Below are 15,420 nucleotides of genomic sequence, written 5' to 3' on the forward strand. Positions count from 1 at the left end.
GCATCATTCATAATTAGTATCACTTTGAAAGACAAACTGCTTTTTACCCCTGGTCCACTGACCACTTCCATGACCGTGAAACAGGCCATGCTTCGCGATCTTGGCTCGCGCGATTTTGAGTTCATCAACCTCGTAAAAGAGATCAGAGATCAATTGCTCGAACTCGGAAACGTAAGTCAAGCAAAAGGCTATGAATGTGTAATCATGCAAGGTTCTGGAACTTTTGGGGTGGAAAGCATGATTTCTTCCGCTTTGGCGAAGGATGGTCATTTGTTGGTGTTGGTGAACGGGGCTTACGGAGAACGCATCTGCAAAATGGCGGAGGTTCATGGCTTCCGATACGATGCCTTGACCTACGATGAAGACCAAGCGCCTTCTGTTCAGGAATTGGACGATTTTCTTGCCAAAAACCCAAGCGTGTCGCATGTGGTTGTGGTGCATTGCGAGACCACCACGGGCATTTTCAATCCGATCAAAGAATACGGGATGGTGATCAGAAAGCATGGAAAACGCTACATGGTCGATGCCATGAGCAGTTTTGGTGCTGTACCTGTTGATCTGGCTGAGTGCAACATCGACTTCCTTGTTTCGAGTAGCAACAAGTGTATTGAAGGCGTTCCGGGTTTCAGTTTCACCTTGGTAAGCCAAGCTGCGTTGAAGGAATGCGAAGGCCGTTCACGCACGCTAAGCCTCGACCTGTTTGCCCAATGGAAAGGACTGGAGAATAACGGTCAGTTCCGTTTTACACCGCCTACACATTCGCTGTTGGCCTACCATCAGGCCATAAAAGAATTGTATGCAGAGGGTGGAGTGGAAGGCCGCTCAGCGCGTTATCAGAAGAATTATCAAACGCTTGTTGGCGGCATGCGCAATATGGGTTTCACGGAGTACTTACCTGAAGAAAAACAGGGCTACATCATTACTACGTTCAATCATCCTGATAGCGCCAATTTCAACTTCAACGCATTTTACGAAAAGTTGAATGAGCGTGGTTTTGCCATCTATCCGGGAAAACTGACCAAAGCAGATTGCTTTCGAATTGGAAACATCGGCCGCATTTCAACAGAAGATGTGGAAGCCTTGCTTAGCGCTATTGCGGAGGTGAAGGCCGAAATGGGGTTCTGAAAACGGTGAAATGAAAAATGAAAAAGGAGAAAACGTTCAGTGACGTTTTTCATATCTCAGCTTATCGTTTTTCTTCCCTCAACATTTGTAACTGCTGAATATCTAAAAGGTCTTTTGGCCTGCTGGATTTGATTTTGCTATTGATAAGGTCTTCATACGCAAGCACCCGATACTTCGCAATTTCGAGCGAGTTGATCGTGGTTGTTTCAGCATTGGTAAATGCTTCGTCAAATGTTTTTCCAGGATTGAAACGGGTAATAAGTTCTATTTCCTGAATAGGGGATATTTTGATGGAAATGTTCTGTTCAGCGCGTTTCACATCTTCAGGAAACGCATCAAAAGCATAGCCCATTTCGTTCAGAACAATTTTCAGGTGGTCAAGATTTTCTTGGCGAATGTCAATCCAAAAATCAACGTCTGTGGAATGCCGTTGGTAGCCGTGGAAATTAACGGCACCACCACCCACCATTAGCATTTTTACTTCATGCTTATTTGCCAGTTCAATGAACTGTTGAACCTTGTCATCAAACTCCATCTTCCGATCTTGTAAGAACGAAGTTTCCTTTTTCAAGTGGTTTTGCCTTCGTTCCGAACTTGGTAAACTCACTCACCATTTTCAAGAAAACCTGCACGCGCTCCGCAGGAGACAAAGCCAAGAACTCCTCTTGCCGCCTGCGGTTGTTGTTCTCCTTTGTATCGAAAATGAGCTGTGACATGATGTAAAGCTACGATGAAGAGAAAATAAAAACGAAAAAGGAGAAAATGTCTAGCACGTTTTCTCCTTTTTCCTCCCTACGGGGAAAGTTGCTCCATTGCCCATTCATCTCCGTTTTTGATGTAGACGAAACGATCGTGTAAACGGCTTGGGCGACCTTGCCAGAACTCCAATCGTTCGGGAATGACCACGTAACCGCCCCAATGCGCAGGTCGCGGTATGTCACCATCACCGAATTTCGCTTCCAGTTCCTTTACCGAATTCTGTAGCTGACCTGGGCTCGAAACGATGCTGCTCTGTGCCGAAGCCCAAGCCCCGATTCTGCTTTCGCGCGGTCGCGATGCCCAGTATGCATCGGAATTTTCTTGCGAAACTTTGTGAATTGGTCCTTCGATGCGGATCTGTCGATCCAATTCGCTCCAATGGAAGTTGAGCGCTACGTACGGATTGGCAGCAATCTCAATGCCTTTGCGGCTGTTGTAGTTGGTGTAAAGCACAAATCCGTCTTCACTCACATCGCGCCAATACACGATGCGCGATGATGGACGGCCGTTTGCATTGACCGTACTCAGGCACATGGCATACGGGTCCAAGATCTGCGCGTTCACAGCTTCTTCCATCCATGTGGCAAACTGCTCCATGGGATTTTCGTTCAGGTCGGATTTGCTCAGCGGTTTGCTGGCAAAATCGCGCCTAACGGTATTGATGTAATTACGGACTTCTTCTAAACTCATTTGTACCCAATTACTGACCTTCGAAAAAGTCTTCATCTAATTCTTTAACTTCATAAATTGTTCGAACCTGAACTCCGACATTGAATTCATGCATCAAGTCTACTAACTTGTAACCATCAATCAATATTATAGAATGGTGCGCATCATTCGCCTTTTTCTCTGCACCACCATCAAAACTAGAAGTAGTAACGAAAACACCTTTACTAGTATCTCCACTCATCGCACCGATGAAATTTCTGATTTCTTTTTCACGAACCTTGTTTTCACCGTATCGCTTGGCTTGAATGTAGATTTTAGATAACCCGAGTTTATCCTCGTTTATTATTCCGTCTATTCCTCCGTCACCTGACTTTGAAGTTTCTATGAAATCTCCATATCCCATTTTTTTCAAAAGGATCAGTATGACTTTTTCAAAGTAGTACGGGTCAATTGTTTTTAGTTTTTCAAGGAGTTCATTTTTAACCTGAAGTTCGATTTCCGAGAAGCCTGAATCTATCAGGTCCTGTGGTGAAGAATTGTCAATTTTTAAGTCCTTATGATTGTCTTTCTCTTTTTCATCTGAATAGAACTTCAAAAAGTCAGATTCACCCTCAACATCTTTTAATTTCAAGCCATCTCCTTGGACTTTACCTTTCTTAGTTATCTGAACCATCCCTCTCTCAGGATAAACGATGAACCCACCCTTTTTAAGATAGGACTTGCCCCAAGCAATTCTGTTCATGATAAGGACGTCACCGCTCTTCGTTTTTTCTTCCAAAAGTTCTTTAGGTAAGTGAGAATAATACTTCTCCACGACACGTTTTAACAGTTCTCTGTGATGAATCGTTTTCCCATCACTAAGAATATCCAGAATAGGGTTAAAAGTTTCGTGAAACTTGGGGAGTTCTGCTGTCATTCAAACGGTTCATTTTGTGGACGTCCAAATTAGCCAATTACGCATTCTCAAGCTGCCTCATCCGCATCACCAGATAGAGCGAAAAAGCCGCGGCAACACCGGGAACTAATCCAATCAATAAGGCAATCCAACCGTACTTGATGCCTTTTTCGAACTTCTCGTAAACAACCCAAGCGGCAAGCACTAGCCAGCAACAAACGGCATCGGTAGCAAAGCCCGAAGAATAAGGATTTACGAATCCTGCTTTCACTGCAGCAACAATATCTGGGTCGGCAAAAAATACTGGGCCCATTGTAATGAAGAAGAATGCGGCAAAACCGATTCCGATGATTCCGAGCGTTGAGATGTAAGCTGTTTTCATTTTGGATGGATTTTGATGATGAACGAAGATATAACTGTTCCGAACTTAATTCGATAGGTTTGAATCTCTCAAATGAGCCAACAGAAACTCCTCATCATCGGCACTGTTTTTCCAGAACCGAATTCTTCGGCTGCGGGCAGTCGGATGTTGCAGCTCATTGAGCTGTTCCAACGGCAAGCGTGGGAAATTACTTTCGCTAGTGCAGCCGCTGAAAGCGAGTTTGCTGTTGATCTTTCGGCCATTGGAGCAAAGCAGGTTTCCATTGAGTTGAACAGTTCCTCGTTCAATGATTTTGTTCGGGAACTCAATCCACAGATTGTGCTTTTCGACCGCTTCATGACCGAAGAGCAATTCGGTTGGCGCGTGGCGGATACTTGTCCGAATGCCTTGCGTGTTTTAGATACCGAAGACCTGCATTGTTTGCGCCATGCGCGTCATCAAGCCTTAAAAGAAAACCGAGAATTTGCTATCACGGACTTATTAAACGAACACGCCAAGCGCGAGATTGCGAGCATTTACCGTTGCGACCTATCGCTCATCATTTCCGAGTTCGAAATGGAGTTGCTGAGAACGGTTTTCAAAGTCGATGAAGACGTGCTTCATTATTTGCCTTTTATGCTGACCACGCAACGGCCCCCTCTAACTCCCCCCAAGGGGAAGAAATGGAGCCATGAGCAAATGTTGGAGCAAGGTGACAGTTCCCCTTCCTTTCGGGGAGGGGTTAGGGGTGGGGTATTTGAGGAAAGACAACACTTCGTCACCATTGGTAATTTCCTGCATCCACCCAATTGGGACGCAGTGCAATACCTAAAATCAGACATCTGGCCGTTGATTCGAAAGCAACTTCCTAAAGCTGAAATGCACGTTTATGGCGCTTATACCAGCGAAAAAGCCAAGCAACTTCATTCCCAAAAAGACGGATTTCTCATTCTCGGAAGAGCGGAAAATGCCAAAGAAGTAATCAGTAAAGCGAAAGTGCTTTTAGCGCCATTGCGTTTTGGTGCAGGACTGAAAGGAAAACTGGTGGAAGCTATGCAGTGCGGTACGCCAAGCGTCACCACTTCAATAGGTGCAGAAGCCATGCACGGTTACTTGCCGTGGAGCGGTGCAGTTGCCGATTCACCAAAAGAATTCGCGCAAGCGGCTATAGAACTTTACACAGATAAATCCGCTTGGGAAACGGCTCAGATAAATGGCGTTTCCATCATCAATCAGATCTATCCGAAGGAGAAATTGGGTTTAGAATTCATTCATCGATTGGAAAATCTACAATCCAATTTGGAAAGCCATCGCCAACAGAATTTCATCGGTTCTATGCTAATGCATCATAGCATGCGCAGCACGGAGTTTATGAGCCGTTGGATAGAGGCGAAGAATAAAAGGTAGGAGGCCTCACCCTGAACTTGTTTCAGGGTCTAAAGCAGATGCTGAAACGAGTTCAGCATGAACGTTAGTAAAACACCGCTACTTCCTCCAACGTTTTTCGTTCCAGATCAGGCACTTCAGCACCTTTAGCAGCATATCCCACAGGAATCAACAGAAACGGTTTTTCGTTCTCAGGACGATTTAAAACTTTCGAAAGAAAATTCATCGGGCTCGGAGTGTGCGTCAAAGCCACCAAACCAGCATTATGAATGGCTGCTAAGAGAAAACCACTTGCCAAACCGACACTTTCAGTTGCGTAATAGTTATTCTTCTTTTCGCTATCGACCAATTCATAAGAGCGTTTCATCACTATAATGAGCCATGGAGCGATTTCCAGAAATGGCTTGATGTGGTCGGTGCCGAAAGGTTCCAGGTCTTTGAGCCAACGCTCACTCATTCGTCCGTGGTAATTCTCATACTCTTCTTTTTCTGCGGCTTCGCGAATTTTCGATTTAATGTCTGCAGAACTCACTGCACAGAAAGTCCATGGCTGCATGTGCGCACCTGATGGCGCTGTTGAAGCAGTTCGAATCAGATTCTCAATCACTTCTCTCGGAACAGGTTTGTCCGAGAACGTCCGCAAGGATCTGCGCTTATTCATGAATTGGTAAAAATCTGTCGACCGTTGATGCATTTCTGCTTCGGGGAAATTAAGTGGCCCGTAAGGAATGAAGCCGTCTTTCGAATCTGTCATCTTCTGTGCTTTGGGTTATGAAGCTAGTATAAAGATTCCTATACATTTGCCGCGAATCCGACTGATGTCGGGCTAAAAGTCTCAATATGAAATTCGGAACCAAAGCAGTACACGCTGGTGTAGAGCCAGATCCAACAACGGGAGCCATCATGACTCCGATCTATCAGACATCAACCTACGTGCAAGCGGCACCTGGCGATCACAAAGGATACGAGTATTCTCGAACTGGAAATCCAACACGAAATGCGTTGGAAAAAGCCATTGCCGAGTTGGAAAATGGAAGCTACGGTGCTTGTTTTGGTAGTGGAATGGCTGCTATTGACTGCGTTATAAAAATGCTGAAACCGGGCGATGAGGTAATCAGTACGAACGATCTATATGGCGGAACCTACCGTCTGTTCACGAAGATCTATGAAGGATTCGGTATCAAATTCCATTTTGTACCGATGGGCGATTTGGAATCCGTGAAAGCCAAGGTGAATGCCAATACCAAACTCATTTGGGTAGAAACACCAACCAATCCGATGATGAACATCATTGATATTGAAGCAATGTCTAAGATCGCGAAAGCGGCCGGAGCTCTTTTGGCGGTCGATAATACATTTGCCACTCCAGCACTTCAGCAACCGCTTGATCTTGGTGCCGATATCGTGATGCATTCGGTAACGAAATACTTGGGTGGTCATTCAGATGTGGTGATGGGCGCCTTGGTTGTGAAAGACAAAGCTCTTTCAGAACGGATGTATTTCATTCAGAATAGCAGCGGAGCCGTTTGCGGACCGATGGATAGCTTCTTGGTGCTACGCGGATTGAAAACGCTTTCTATAAGGATGAAACAGCATTGTATCAACGGAAAAGAAATTGCCCATTGGCTGAAGGATCATCCAAAAGTGGACAAAGTCTATTGGCCAGGTTTTGAATCTCATCCGAATCACGAAGTGGCCAAAAAGCAGATGAGCGGTTTTGGTGGAATGGTTTCTTTCACATTGAAGGAAAACACCATCGCGGCAGCAACCAAAGTGCTTTCGAACACGCATCTTTTTGCCTTGGCAGAAAGTCTGGGCGGAGTGGAATCGCTTCTAGGTCACCCGGCCAGCATGACGCATGCTTCCATCCCGAAAGAAGAAAGAGAGAAGACGGGTGTTGTAGACTCGCTTATCCGTTTGAGCATAGGAATAGAAGATCCCGAAGACCTGATAGCCGACCTAAAAGCTGCATTAGGGTAATATTCGTTACATAAAACCGCGACTCTCGAACTTATATTTGTGAGTGAACATAAACCGAATGATGAAGAATTTTCCCTTGATTTTTGCAGCCGTGCTGCTTTCAATAGTTTCAACACAGGCTCAAAACGCACATTGCGGTTTTGATGCTCAGTTTGAAAAGATGCTTGAGCAAGACCCCGCTGGTCTACAGAGGATTTTAGAGTTTCAGGATCAAGCCACTGATATTGCCCGTCAGAATGCCGAATATGAAGGAGAACGAGGCGGGCCACGCATCATCCCAACGGTGTTCCATGTCATTCATCAAGGTGGAAATGAGAACATCAGCTACGAGCAGATTGAGGATCAAATGCGCATTCTGAATGAGGACTACAGCAGGTTAAATGCCGATGCTGTGAATACTCGTCCTGAGTTTCAGGGTGTGGCTGCAAATCCGAATGTTGAATTCCGTTTGGCCAAATTGGATCCACAAGGAAATTGTACTGATGGTGTGGTTCGCGTATGGTCGTCATTGACCTATAACGCTTCTGACGACAATGGTGTTAAAGGTGTGAGCTATTGGCCAAGCACGAAGTATTTCAATGTATGGGTTGTGGCTTCAATTGCTGGAGATGGTACCAGTGGTGGGATCACCTTAGGCTATGCTCAGTTCCCAGGATTTGGAAGTGCCAACACGGACGGAGTTGTGGTGCGTGGAGATTTTATTGGAAGCATTGGTACTGCTGCGAACAACACGAATGTGGGTCGCACCTTGACACATGAAGCAGGTCATTGGCTCGGTTTGTTCCATACGTTTCAAGGTGGTTGCGCTGGCGGATTCTTTGATGATGGTTGCGATGACACTCCTCCAACTGCCGAGGCAAATTACGGCTGCCCGCTTACGCGAAACAGCTGTACAAACGACAGTCCAGATATAATTGATCAAGTAGAGAATTACATGGATTATTCAAATGGAACGTGTCAGAACATGTTCAGTCTTGATCAGAAAGCAAGAATGGATGGCGTCCTTTCCGGAACGCGTGCACAGCTGATTTCCAGCAATAACTTGAACAGTACGGGAGTTTTACTTAGCGAGACTCCATGTGCTCCAAAGGCAGATTTCTTTGCGCTGCAACGACTAACCTGCACAGACGAGCCCATAGTGCTATCTGATGCCAGTTTCAACGGCACCGTAGATACTTACAGCTGGAGCATGCCAGGTGGCACTCCAAGTACTTCAAGTAGCGCCAATCCATCGGTTTCCTTCGCTTCTCCAGGCGTTTATTCTATTACACTAACGGTGAGCAATGCCGAAGGAACTGATAGCCATACACAAACAGATTACGTAACGGTTATTCCGGGGTCGGCTCAGATCACAAGCTATTTCAGTTTTGAAGGATTTGAGGAAGATCAGGAAGATTACCTCGTTTTTTCTGATGGCGTGGGATCAACATGGCAAGAGACGAATACGGCCTTTACAGACAACAAAAGCATCTACCTGAATAATTACAGCACAAATCCATCAGGAAGCACGGATGAATTCCAACTTCCGTCTGTGGATATGACCCAAATGAATGATCCGGACCTTTATTTCCGATTAGCCTACAAACAGCGTTCGGGTGGAGAATCAGACAACCTTCGAGTGTATGTTTCTAAAGATTGTGGGCAGAATTGGGCGCTGCGCTACAACAAAAGTGGGGCATCGCTATCAACGGTAAGCGGTACTCAAAGCTCTGCTTATACGCCAAGTTCAAGTGCAGATTGGGAGCTGGTGAACGTGAATCTGGGAAGTTATGCCAATGAAGAGAATCTATTGGTGAAATTCAGAGGAGTGAGCGAGAAAGGAAATAACATTTACATCGATGACATTCAAATTTCCGGGCCACTTGGTGTAAACGACCAGCAGGCCGATTTTGAGTTTACTGTGAGTCCAAATCCGTTGGTAGATAATGCGCAGATCAATTTGGAAGTGGCAAATTCTGGGAATTACGGAATCACGTTGATGGACGTGGCCGGGAAAATAGTAGCGACAATTCATCAAGGAACACTCTTGAGCGGAGCGCACCGATTCACATTAGACCGTTCCATGGTACAGAGCGCTGGAATCTACTTGCTGCAAATTCAAGGAACTGCAGGAAGAACGGTCAAAAAACTGGTTGTGGAGTAATCCTTCAGCATTGGACGAATTGCAAAACAAAGGCGTGGGTTTCCACGCCTTTGGTGTTTTTACATACGTTGCAAAGTATTGTACTCGCATTGTTGAGGAGGTTTCCCATGTAATTTTAGTGTAAATGAATGGCTTGTTCCTTTTCGGAATTTCTGCATTCTATTGATCAAACCACATGAAACCTACCACATGAAAAGCATTTTACAAACCACTGCATTATTGACCCTGCTTGTTGCCATCGGCTGTCAACAGCCATGCACCACCACCACTTTCAACGTGAACAAATACTCGGGCGACACCGTTTTTGTCAAGCGTGCCTATGCCATTTGTGGCGATACATTGAACTACTATGAAAGACAAGTGACAAGCGACTCAATAGTCGTTTCTGAGGGCGAAGTGCTGAATGGAAAGAAGGAGGGTCAATGGAAGACCAGCGGATGGAACAAAACCGTTTCCGATTATCAACATGGAATTGCGCTACGGGTTGAAATATCAAACAAAGAGGGAGTGCTGGAGCAGGAAGAAGTGCTCGGTCCAGATTCTCTATATAAGGTAAAATCGTTTTACGAGGATGGAACACTCGAGTCGGAGTTTTTCCAAACCTTGGATGGTCTTATGACCGGTCGTGGAATAGAATATGACAAGGCTGGCAAAAAGATTGCCGAAGGCGAATATTTGACCGAATGGATCATAGGCGATACCATGTACATTGAAAGTCCACTGCCACCGTATGACCTTGAGATGACCATCATTTCGGATGCTGGCGGCAAACATGGCCCGTGGTTCTACTACGATTCGAATGGGAATGTAACGGATACTGTAAAGTTCAATGCGGGCAAGGCAGAATGGACTGGTAATCTGGTCGGCCTTTGGGATTCGGATAGCGTTGCAACCACTTACACTGCACCCTCAGAAAAGGTGTTGCCTATGCTCGCATACGGCTTCGAGGATTTCAAAGGATACGAATTCACAGAGTCTGGAAGCCTGCATGCCAGAGGCAAAAAAGGAAGATTGGGCCGTACCATGCATTACGATTGGACGCACGACAATAGTTATCTCGAAGTGACCGACCAAGGCGACCATCTTTCCTTGCAGATCAGAAGGTTTGATGACACCCGCCTCATTCTCATCCTTGATGACCTTACATTCTATCTGAGGCGGGCAGAGTAGGTCGCTGGGTGCAACAGACGAAGCAATCTGTCTGAGAACACTGGGCTGCGTTCGCAATAACGAACCCTTATCTTCGTAGCCAAATTCGATTCCCATGCGCAAGATCCACCACCTTTCCAGCTGCGATACCTGCCAACGTATTATTAGTGAACTAGGTCTAAGACAGAAGGATTTTGAGTTCCAGGACATCAAGGTTGAGAACATTTCTGCCAAAGATTTGGATGCCGCAAAGGAGAAAGTTGGATCTTACGAAGCCTTGTTCAGCAAGCGTGCCATCAAGTTCAGAAGTTTGGGATTGAACGAAATGAAGCTAACGGAAGCGGATTATCGGAAGTACATCTTGGAAGAATACACATTTCTGAAACGACCCATTATTTGGATAGAAGAAGAAGTATTTGTTGGCAATGCCAAGAAAACGGTGGAAGCCGCCAAGGCCGCTCTGCATGAATAAACAACTCTTAGCGCACCTGATGTTGTTCTGTGCGCAGCTCTTGTATGGGCTCAATTACACCATTGCAAAGGAGGTGATGCCCGAATATATTCAACCCTTTGGGTTTGTGCTGTTGCGGTGTTTGGGAGCGGTTTCGATGTTTTGGCTGGTCAGTCTTTTTGTAAAGGAGAAGATTGACCGAAAGGACTTTCCCAGATTGCTGCTTTGCGCACTTTTTGGCATTGCTATCAATCAGTTGATGTTCTTCAAGGGATTGAGCCTTACGCATCCGATAAATGCAGCCGTCATCATGATATCTACACCTATTCTGGTGCTGATCATGGCAGCTGTCATTATCAAGGAACGGATTACAGCGAAAAAGGCCTTGGGCATCGGTATAGGAATGATCGGTACGATGCTTATTCTTCTGGCTGGCAAGGAGCTTTCTTTCAGTAGCGACACATTTACGGGTGATCTTCTGATCTTGGTCAACGCATCGTCTTACGGAGTATATCTCGTGCTTATTTCGCCCATTATGAAGAAGTATCATCCATTTACGGTGATCAAATGGGTGTTTCTCTTTGGGTTGATAATGGTGCTACCATTCGGTTTTGAGGAATTTTCGCAGATCCAATGGAGCACTTTCCCGCCAAACATCATTTGGGCCACTGTCTTTGTGGTGGTCGGGCTCAGTTTTTTCGCCTATCTCTTTAACATTTCAGCGCTTAAATATGTGAGTCCTTCGGTGGTGAGTACCTACATCTATCTGCAACCGATCATTGCCTCAGCTTTCGCCATCTCGTTGGGAAAAGACCATTTGAGCTGGGTCAAAGTGGCATCAGCCGTGCTGATCTGCACCGGAGTTTATCTCGTCAGTTCTAAGGCCGCGCCTCAGGCCGTAGGAAAAGAAACGTAAAAGGTGGTTCCTTCCGATTCGGAAGTTTCAAACCAGATCTTGCCGTTCGCTGATTCAACAATATTTTTCACCATCGCCAATCCCAATCCCATTCCCGATGTTTTGGTAGTGAAATTGGGCACGAATATCTTTTCCTGAAGCTCTTCGGGAATGCCCGAACCGTTGTCTGTTACCGAAACAATCCAAAGGCCATTTTCGGGCTTTAGCCTGAGCACAATTTGAGGATTGGTTCCTTCAGAAACAGCCTGAATTGCATTCTTGATAAGGTTATTGAACACACGCAGCATCTGGTCCTTGTCGGCCATTACGCAACTTGGTCCATCGGTTTGGGTTTCCAGCACAATCACCACTTCATTGTTTTGATGAAGTTCTGCCACACTTTCGAGCAGGTGTTTCAGATCTACACTTTCAATGTTTGATTTTGGCATTTGCGCAAAAGAAGAAAACTCGCTGGCTATGTTGGAAAGCGTATCGATCTGCTCAACCAGCGTATTCGTCACTTTATCAATTCGCTCACCTAGATCTTCCGCGCCATCATTCTTGCTTCGCTGAAGCATCTGTATGCTCAGTTTCATGGGCGTCAGCGGATTCTTGATCTCGTGCGCTACCTGTTTGGCCATTTCGCGCCAAGCACTTTCTCGCTCTGACCGCGCCAGCATCTCGGCACTTCGCACCAGTTCGTTCAAGGTGCGGTTGTATTCATCAACCAATTCACCGATCTCGTCCTTGCTGTTCCATTCAATGGCGCGGTTGGCTTCATCCAGTTTCAGGTTTTTTAAGCTATCGCGAATGAAACGTAGCGGTTCAGTAATGCGGTTGGAAATGACCAAAGCAACCACTACTGAGATCAGAATCAGGAACACATAAATGTTGGTCAAAGCGGCCAAAAGCGAGAATATTTCCTGCTGCAAACCGTATTGCCGGGCGAAATAAGGCAAACTCACAATGGCGATCACTTCACCTTTATCATTCCTAAAAGGCACGTATGCCGTAAGGTATTTTAGGTTGCCAATGGTTTCTTCCTGGATGAAACTTGACCGTTGATTGAATCGCATTTCGACATAAGCAGTGCGGTCGAGCACTTTTGCTAACAAACCTTCGTCATACAAACGAGGGCGCGAAGTGGCCAGAAGATGGCCGTTCATCTGATATAGATTCACATCGGTGAAAAACACTTTCGACAATCGGTTGAGTAATTCCGAAAGCATTGGCTGATCTTCTTGCGAGAAAGATTCTCTTTCGCGAAGCCGTCTTTCCATGACGATGAGAACCGAACGCGAGCGTTCCGATATCATTTCCTCGTTGCGGTTGTTGTATTCGCGGACCACGTAAAAAACCGTGAGCGCACCGATTAGCAACAGTGAGAAAAGCAGAACGGAACCCATTGCCAGATTGATACGACTTCGGAAACTGCTATTGGTAAAGAGACCACGTATCAAGGTGCCTTCGAGCATGACCGCAATGGTGGCCAAAGCAAAATAGAACAGGAATAAATAAGAAAAAATGGTGAGATGATCGATGATGCCATCGTCTACGATACTGATGACCACCACGTGACCATCGGAAGGATTATTGACCAGATGCTCGTAACCATCAAAAACAGTAAACGTGTTTTCGTCTTTGAACTTGGCAAACATGGCATCCGAAAGACTGTAGGCAAAATCTCCGTGACGTTCTTGCAATTCGCCATTTTGGTAAATGGCGTACGAATAACCTTCCAGGTCTTTGGCGGTGCCGATCTCCTCGTCCACAAACAGATCGGTGAATCCAACCACATCATCTGTTTTTTCGGGAATGAGTTGAATGAAAAGCACGAGGTCATCCTGCGAACGTCTGCCTTTCAATTCCAGCCTGGCCAAGTAGCCGCCATCCGTATTCCAAATTCCTGCGTAGCGTAGGTTCTTGGACATGGTTGGTTTAGAGGCATCGAAATCGCGTTGCAACTCAAAATAGTTAGGTCCAACAGTTGGCTGGTCAGAAACCATTATTCCACCGTTCTGGTTGTACATGTTAACTACCGCTCGGTACTGATTCCAGTGGTCGTAGGCCAGAAAATGATGAATAGCAATCAGTACCGCATCTTCATCCATTGGCCGAACGGTAAGCAGGTTGCGCAATGACCTATCATCAATGATCTTTTCTTCCAAAGCAGAGAAGAGATATTCGCTGATCGGATTTTGACGGTGCTCAATTTTTTGGGCCAGCGCTTTGCGCGATTCGCGTTCGTTGGCGTGGAACGAACTCACCATCATTACGCTTGCAAGAATGGTAAAAGCGAGAACCAAAGGAACGTAGCCAGAAAGCCCATCTGTCCGGCTGAGCCATTTCTCTGCCACAGAGAGGAAAATGACCAAGGCTAATGCCGTTGCACTCACCAATATCGCACTGGCGTCCATGTTGGTCAGCAAGAACAATCCGATGGTACCGATCAGCCAAAAAACGATTGACTTCCTCCAGTTTCTTGTTTCCGAAGGAAGGATTCGATTAAGCAGTTTGTAGGAAATGAAATAGCTAAGCAGCCCAATAAAACTGATTGTGAGTCCCACAAAACTGTAGATGCTGAGAGAGAACGGGTCATTCAGTTTTAAGGAGAAAGACGAGTTGACCACTAGCGTTTGAAACAGCCAGAAAACCGGAAAAACAAGCAGTACTTGAATGATGGGCACAAGGGCGCTGACGACTCGCGAATTAGACGGACGGAATCCGAAACGTACCAATCGGATCAGCATCACCAATCCGAAAATGAGATGCAGCGCTAGGTCGCCAAGCGATGGGACCAAGAGGGATGAAGCGTGCAATGAAGGACCGAATGTTTCGATGGCGTAGAGTGCCTTCGGGAGATTCCACCAAAGCATTAATCCTCGGAAAAGGAGAGTGAGAACAATAAAGCTTGCCACAGAAACCGAAGGCGATGTGAACACCAACATCCAATTTGCCGCAGCCCAAAGCGTCATCAATACAAGCGCAATGAACACCAGCCACAGCGCTGCCGAACGTGAAAAGGCCGGGTTTGCATGCGGATCGCTGAAACGCACATACGCAGCCACCATTCCATCCGCAAAGTGCAAGGCTTGTGTTTCGTGGTCGCTGAGCGTTACCGAAAAATGGTCTCCATCTTTTATCGCTGGATTCCAACGGTTCTTGATGTATCGGTTCTCAAATCCGTATTCGGTCTCAATAAGCGCATAACCTACCAGCAGTTGGCCATTCACTTCGGAGGTTCGACACAGATACCAAGCATTTTTAAGCTTTGTGAGACCTTCGGTCGGTTTGGTTCTTTCTTCGAATGAAGTCTGAAAAGGCAGTGCGTTGGTTGTCCATTCGGTGGCCAATCCGTTGTCGTAGATCACCAGACCGATACCGTATTTTTCCCAGCAATCACAATATGTTCGAAGGCCATCAGTTCGTTCTTCTACCCGTTTGATTGTCTGCTGCAAACGCGCGTCAACGGCCTGAAAATCGAGTTCAATCTGCGCGTGTTTCAGTTCTCGCTCGTTGCTTTCGCGATAGTCCGTGAGGAAACCTGCAGAGAAACCTACAAGCAAGGTCAGGGTGAATAGCAGAAGGAATTTTCTCACAGAATCGA

Annotated in this window: 14 protein-coding genes; 7 read left to right on the forward strand and 7 right to left on the reverse strand. The window is 46.0% G+C overall.

All coding sequences use genetic code 11. From position 1 onward, the window contains the following. Positions 1-24: 24 nt before the first annotated feature. Positions 25-1,125 (forward strand): 2-aminoethylphosphonate--pyruvate transaminase, encoded by a 1,101-nt coding sequence (locus K9J17_10190; GenBank protein MCF8277095.1) that lies wholly within the window; start codon positions 25-27, stop codon positions 1,123-1,125. Positions 1,126-1,186: 61 nt separating this feature from the next. Here the strand turns inward: K9J17_10190 and K9J17_10195 are convergent, their stop codons facing one another. The 5 genes from K9J17_10195 to K9J17_10215 form a co-directional block, all read right to left on the reverse strand. Further along, entirely contained in the window at positions 1,187-1,660 is a 474-nt protein-coding gene (locus K9J17_10195) for a hypothetical protein (protein MCF8277096.1), read from the reverse strand. Further along, on the reverse strand, positions 1,650-1,841 hold the full coding sequence (locus K9J17_10200; GenBank protein ID MCF8277097.1) for a hypothetical protein: 192 nt from the start codon (positions 1,839-1,841) through the stop codon (positions 1,650-1,652). Before K9J17_10200 ends, K9J17_10195 begins: the two co-directional genes overlap by 11 nt. A gap of 76 nt (positions 1,842-1,917) precedes the next feature. Further along, a complete protein-coding gene (pdxH, locus tag K9J17_10205; protein ID MCF8277098.1) occupies positions 1,918-2,574 on the reverse strand; it encodes a pyridoxamine 5'-phosphate oxidase in 657 nt (218 codons plus the stop codon). 10 nt (positions 2,575-2,584) lie between these two features. Then, entirely contained in the window at positions 2,585-3,469 is an 885-nt protein-coding gene (locus tag K9J17_10210; protein ID MCF8277099.1) for a restriction endonuclease, read from the reverse strand. Positions 3,470-3,506: 37 nt separating this feature from the next. Further along, entirely contained in the window at positions 3,507-3,830 is a 324-nt protein-coding gene (locus K9J17_10215; GenBank protein MCF8277100.1) for a DUF2834 domain-containing protein, read from the reverse strand. Positions 3,831-3,902: 72 nt separating this feature from the next. Here K9J17_10215 and K9J17_10220 point away from each other — a divergent pair, with 72 nt between their 5' ends. Beyond that, the gene (locus K9J17_10220; protein MCF8277101.1) at positions 3,903-5,216 is read left to right on the forward strand and encodes a glycosyltransferase family 4 protein; all 1,314 of its coding nucleotides are present in this window, start codon (positions 3,903-3,905) and stop codon (positions 5,214-5,216) included. A gap of 64 nt (positions 5,217-5,280) precedes the next feature. Here the strand turns inward: K9J17_10220 and K9J17_10225 are convergent, their stop codons facing one another. Further along, positions 5,281-5,949: a nitroreductase family protein gene (locus K9J17_10225; protein MCF8277102.1), complete on the reverse strand. Its 669-nt coding sequence runs from the start codon at positions 5,947-5,949 to the stop codon at positions 5,281-5,283. An 86-nt stretch (positions 5,950-6,035) separates the two neighbouring features. On the opposite strand from K9J17_10225, the gene K9J17_10230 reads away from it, so the two are divergent. The 5 genes from K9J17_10230 (at position 6,036) to K9J17_10250 (ending at position 11,834) form a co-directional block, all read left to right on the forward strand. Next, a complete protein-coding gene (locus K9J17_10230; protein ID MCF8277103.1) occupies positions 6,036-7,175 on the forward strand; it encodes a cystathionine gamma-synthase in 1,140 nt (379 codons plus the stop codon). 61 nt (positions 7,176-7,236) lie between these two features. After that, complete coding sequence (locus tag K9J17_10235) at positions 7,237-9,318, forward strand: T9SS type A sorting domain-containing protein (GenBank protein ID MCF8277104.1); 2,082 nt, start codon at positions 7,237-7,239, stop codon at positions 9,316-9,318. A 189-nt stretch (positions 9,319-9,507) separates the two neighbouring features. After that, positions 9,508-10,488 (forward strand): hypothetical protein, encoded by a 981-nt coding sequence (locus K9J17_10240; GenBank protein ID MCF8277105.1) that lies wholly within the window; start codon positions 9,508-9,510, stop codon positions 10,486-10,488. A gap of 94 nt (positions 10,489-10,582) precedes the next feature. Beyond that, the gene (locus tag K9J17_10245) at positions 10,583-10,939 is read left to right on the forward strand and encodes a hypothetical protein (protein ID MCF8277106.1); all 357 of its coding nucleotides are present in this window, start codon (positions 10,583-10,585) and stop codon (positions 10,937-10,939) included. Next, positions 10,932-11,834, forward strand: coding sequence for a DMT family transporter (locus tag K9J17_10250; protein ID MCF8277107.1), 903 nt, complete (start codon positions 10,932-10,934; stop codon positions 11,832-11,834). The genes K9J17_10245 and K9J17_10250 overlap by 8 nt, the downstream gene beginning before the upstream one ends. Here K9J17_10250 and K9J17_10255 read toward each other — a convergent pair. Further along, complete coding sequence (locus tag K9J17_10255; GenBank protein MCF8277108.1) at positions 11,810-15,412, reverse strand: GHKL domain-containing protein; 3,603 nt, start codon at positions 15,410-15,412, stop codon at positions 11,810-11,812. The two genes, K9J17_10250 and K9J17_10255, sit on opposite strands and share 25 nt — an antisense overlap. Positions 15,413-15,420: the final 8 nt, after the last annotated feature.

This window comes from Flavobacteriales bacterium, assembly GCA_021739695.1.
GTDB lineage: Bacteria > Bacteroidota > Bacteroidia > UBA10329 > UBA10329 > UBA10329.

Bases quoted from the DNA above. Each gene is read 5' to 3' on its own strand.
- K9J17_10195 (MCF8277096.1), bottom strand. From the start codon at position 1,660: ATGGAGTTTGATGACAAGGTTCAACAGTTCATTGAACTGGCAAATAAG.
- K9J17_10200 (MCF8277097.1), bottom strand. From the start codon at position 1,841: ATGTCACAGCTCATTTTCGATACAAAGGAGAACAACAACCGCAGGCGG.
- pdxH (MCF8277098.1), bottom strand. From the start codon at position 2,574: ATGAGTTTAGAAGAAGTCCGTAATTACATCAATACCGTTAGGCGCGAT.
- K9J17_10210 (MCF8277099.1), bottom strand. From the start codon at position 3,469: ATGACAGCAGAACTCCCCAAGTTTCACGAAACTTTTAACCCTATTCTG.
- K9J17_10215 (MCF8277100.1), bottom strand. From the start codon at position 3,830: ATGAAAACAGCTTACATCTCAACGCTCGGAATCATCGGAATCGGTTTT.
- K9J17_10220 (MCF8277101.1), top strand. From the start codon at position 3,903: ATGAGCCAACAGAAACTCCTCATCATCGGCACTGTTTTTCCAGAACCG.
- K9J17_10225 (MCF8277102.1), bottom strand. From the start codon at position 5,949: ATGACAGATTCGAAAGACGGCTTCATTCCTTACGGGCCACTTAATTTC.
- K9J17_10230 (MCF8277103.1), top strand. From the start codon at position 6,036: ATGAAATTCGGAACCAAAGCAGTACACGCTGGTGTAGAGCCAGATCCA.
- K9J17_10235 (MCF8277104.1), top strand. From the start codon at position 7,237: ATGAAGAATTTTCCCTTGATTTTTGCAGCCGTGCTGCTTTCAATAGTT.
- K9J17_10240 (MCF8277105.1), top strand. From the start codon at position 9,508: ATGAAAAGCATTTTACAAACCACTGCATTATTGACCCTGCTTGTTGCC.
- K9J17_10245 (MCF8277106.1), top strand. From the start codon at position 10,583: ATGCGCAAGATCCACCACCTTTCCAGCTGCGATACCTGCCAACGTATT.
- K9J17_10250 (MCF8277107.1), top strand. From the start codon at position 10,932: ATGAATAAACAACTCTTAGCGCACCTGATGTTGTTCTGTGCGCAGCTC.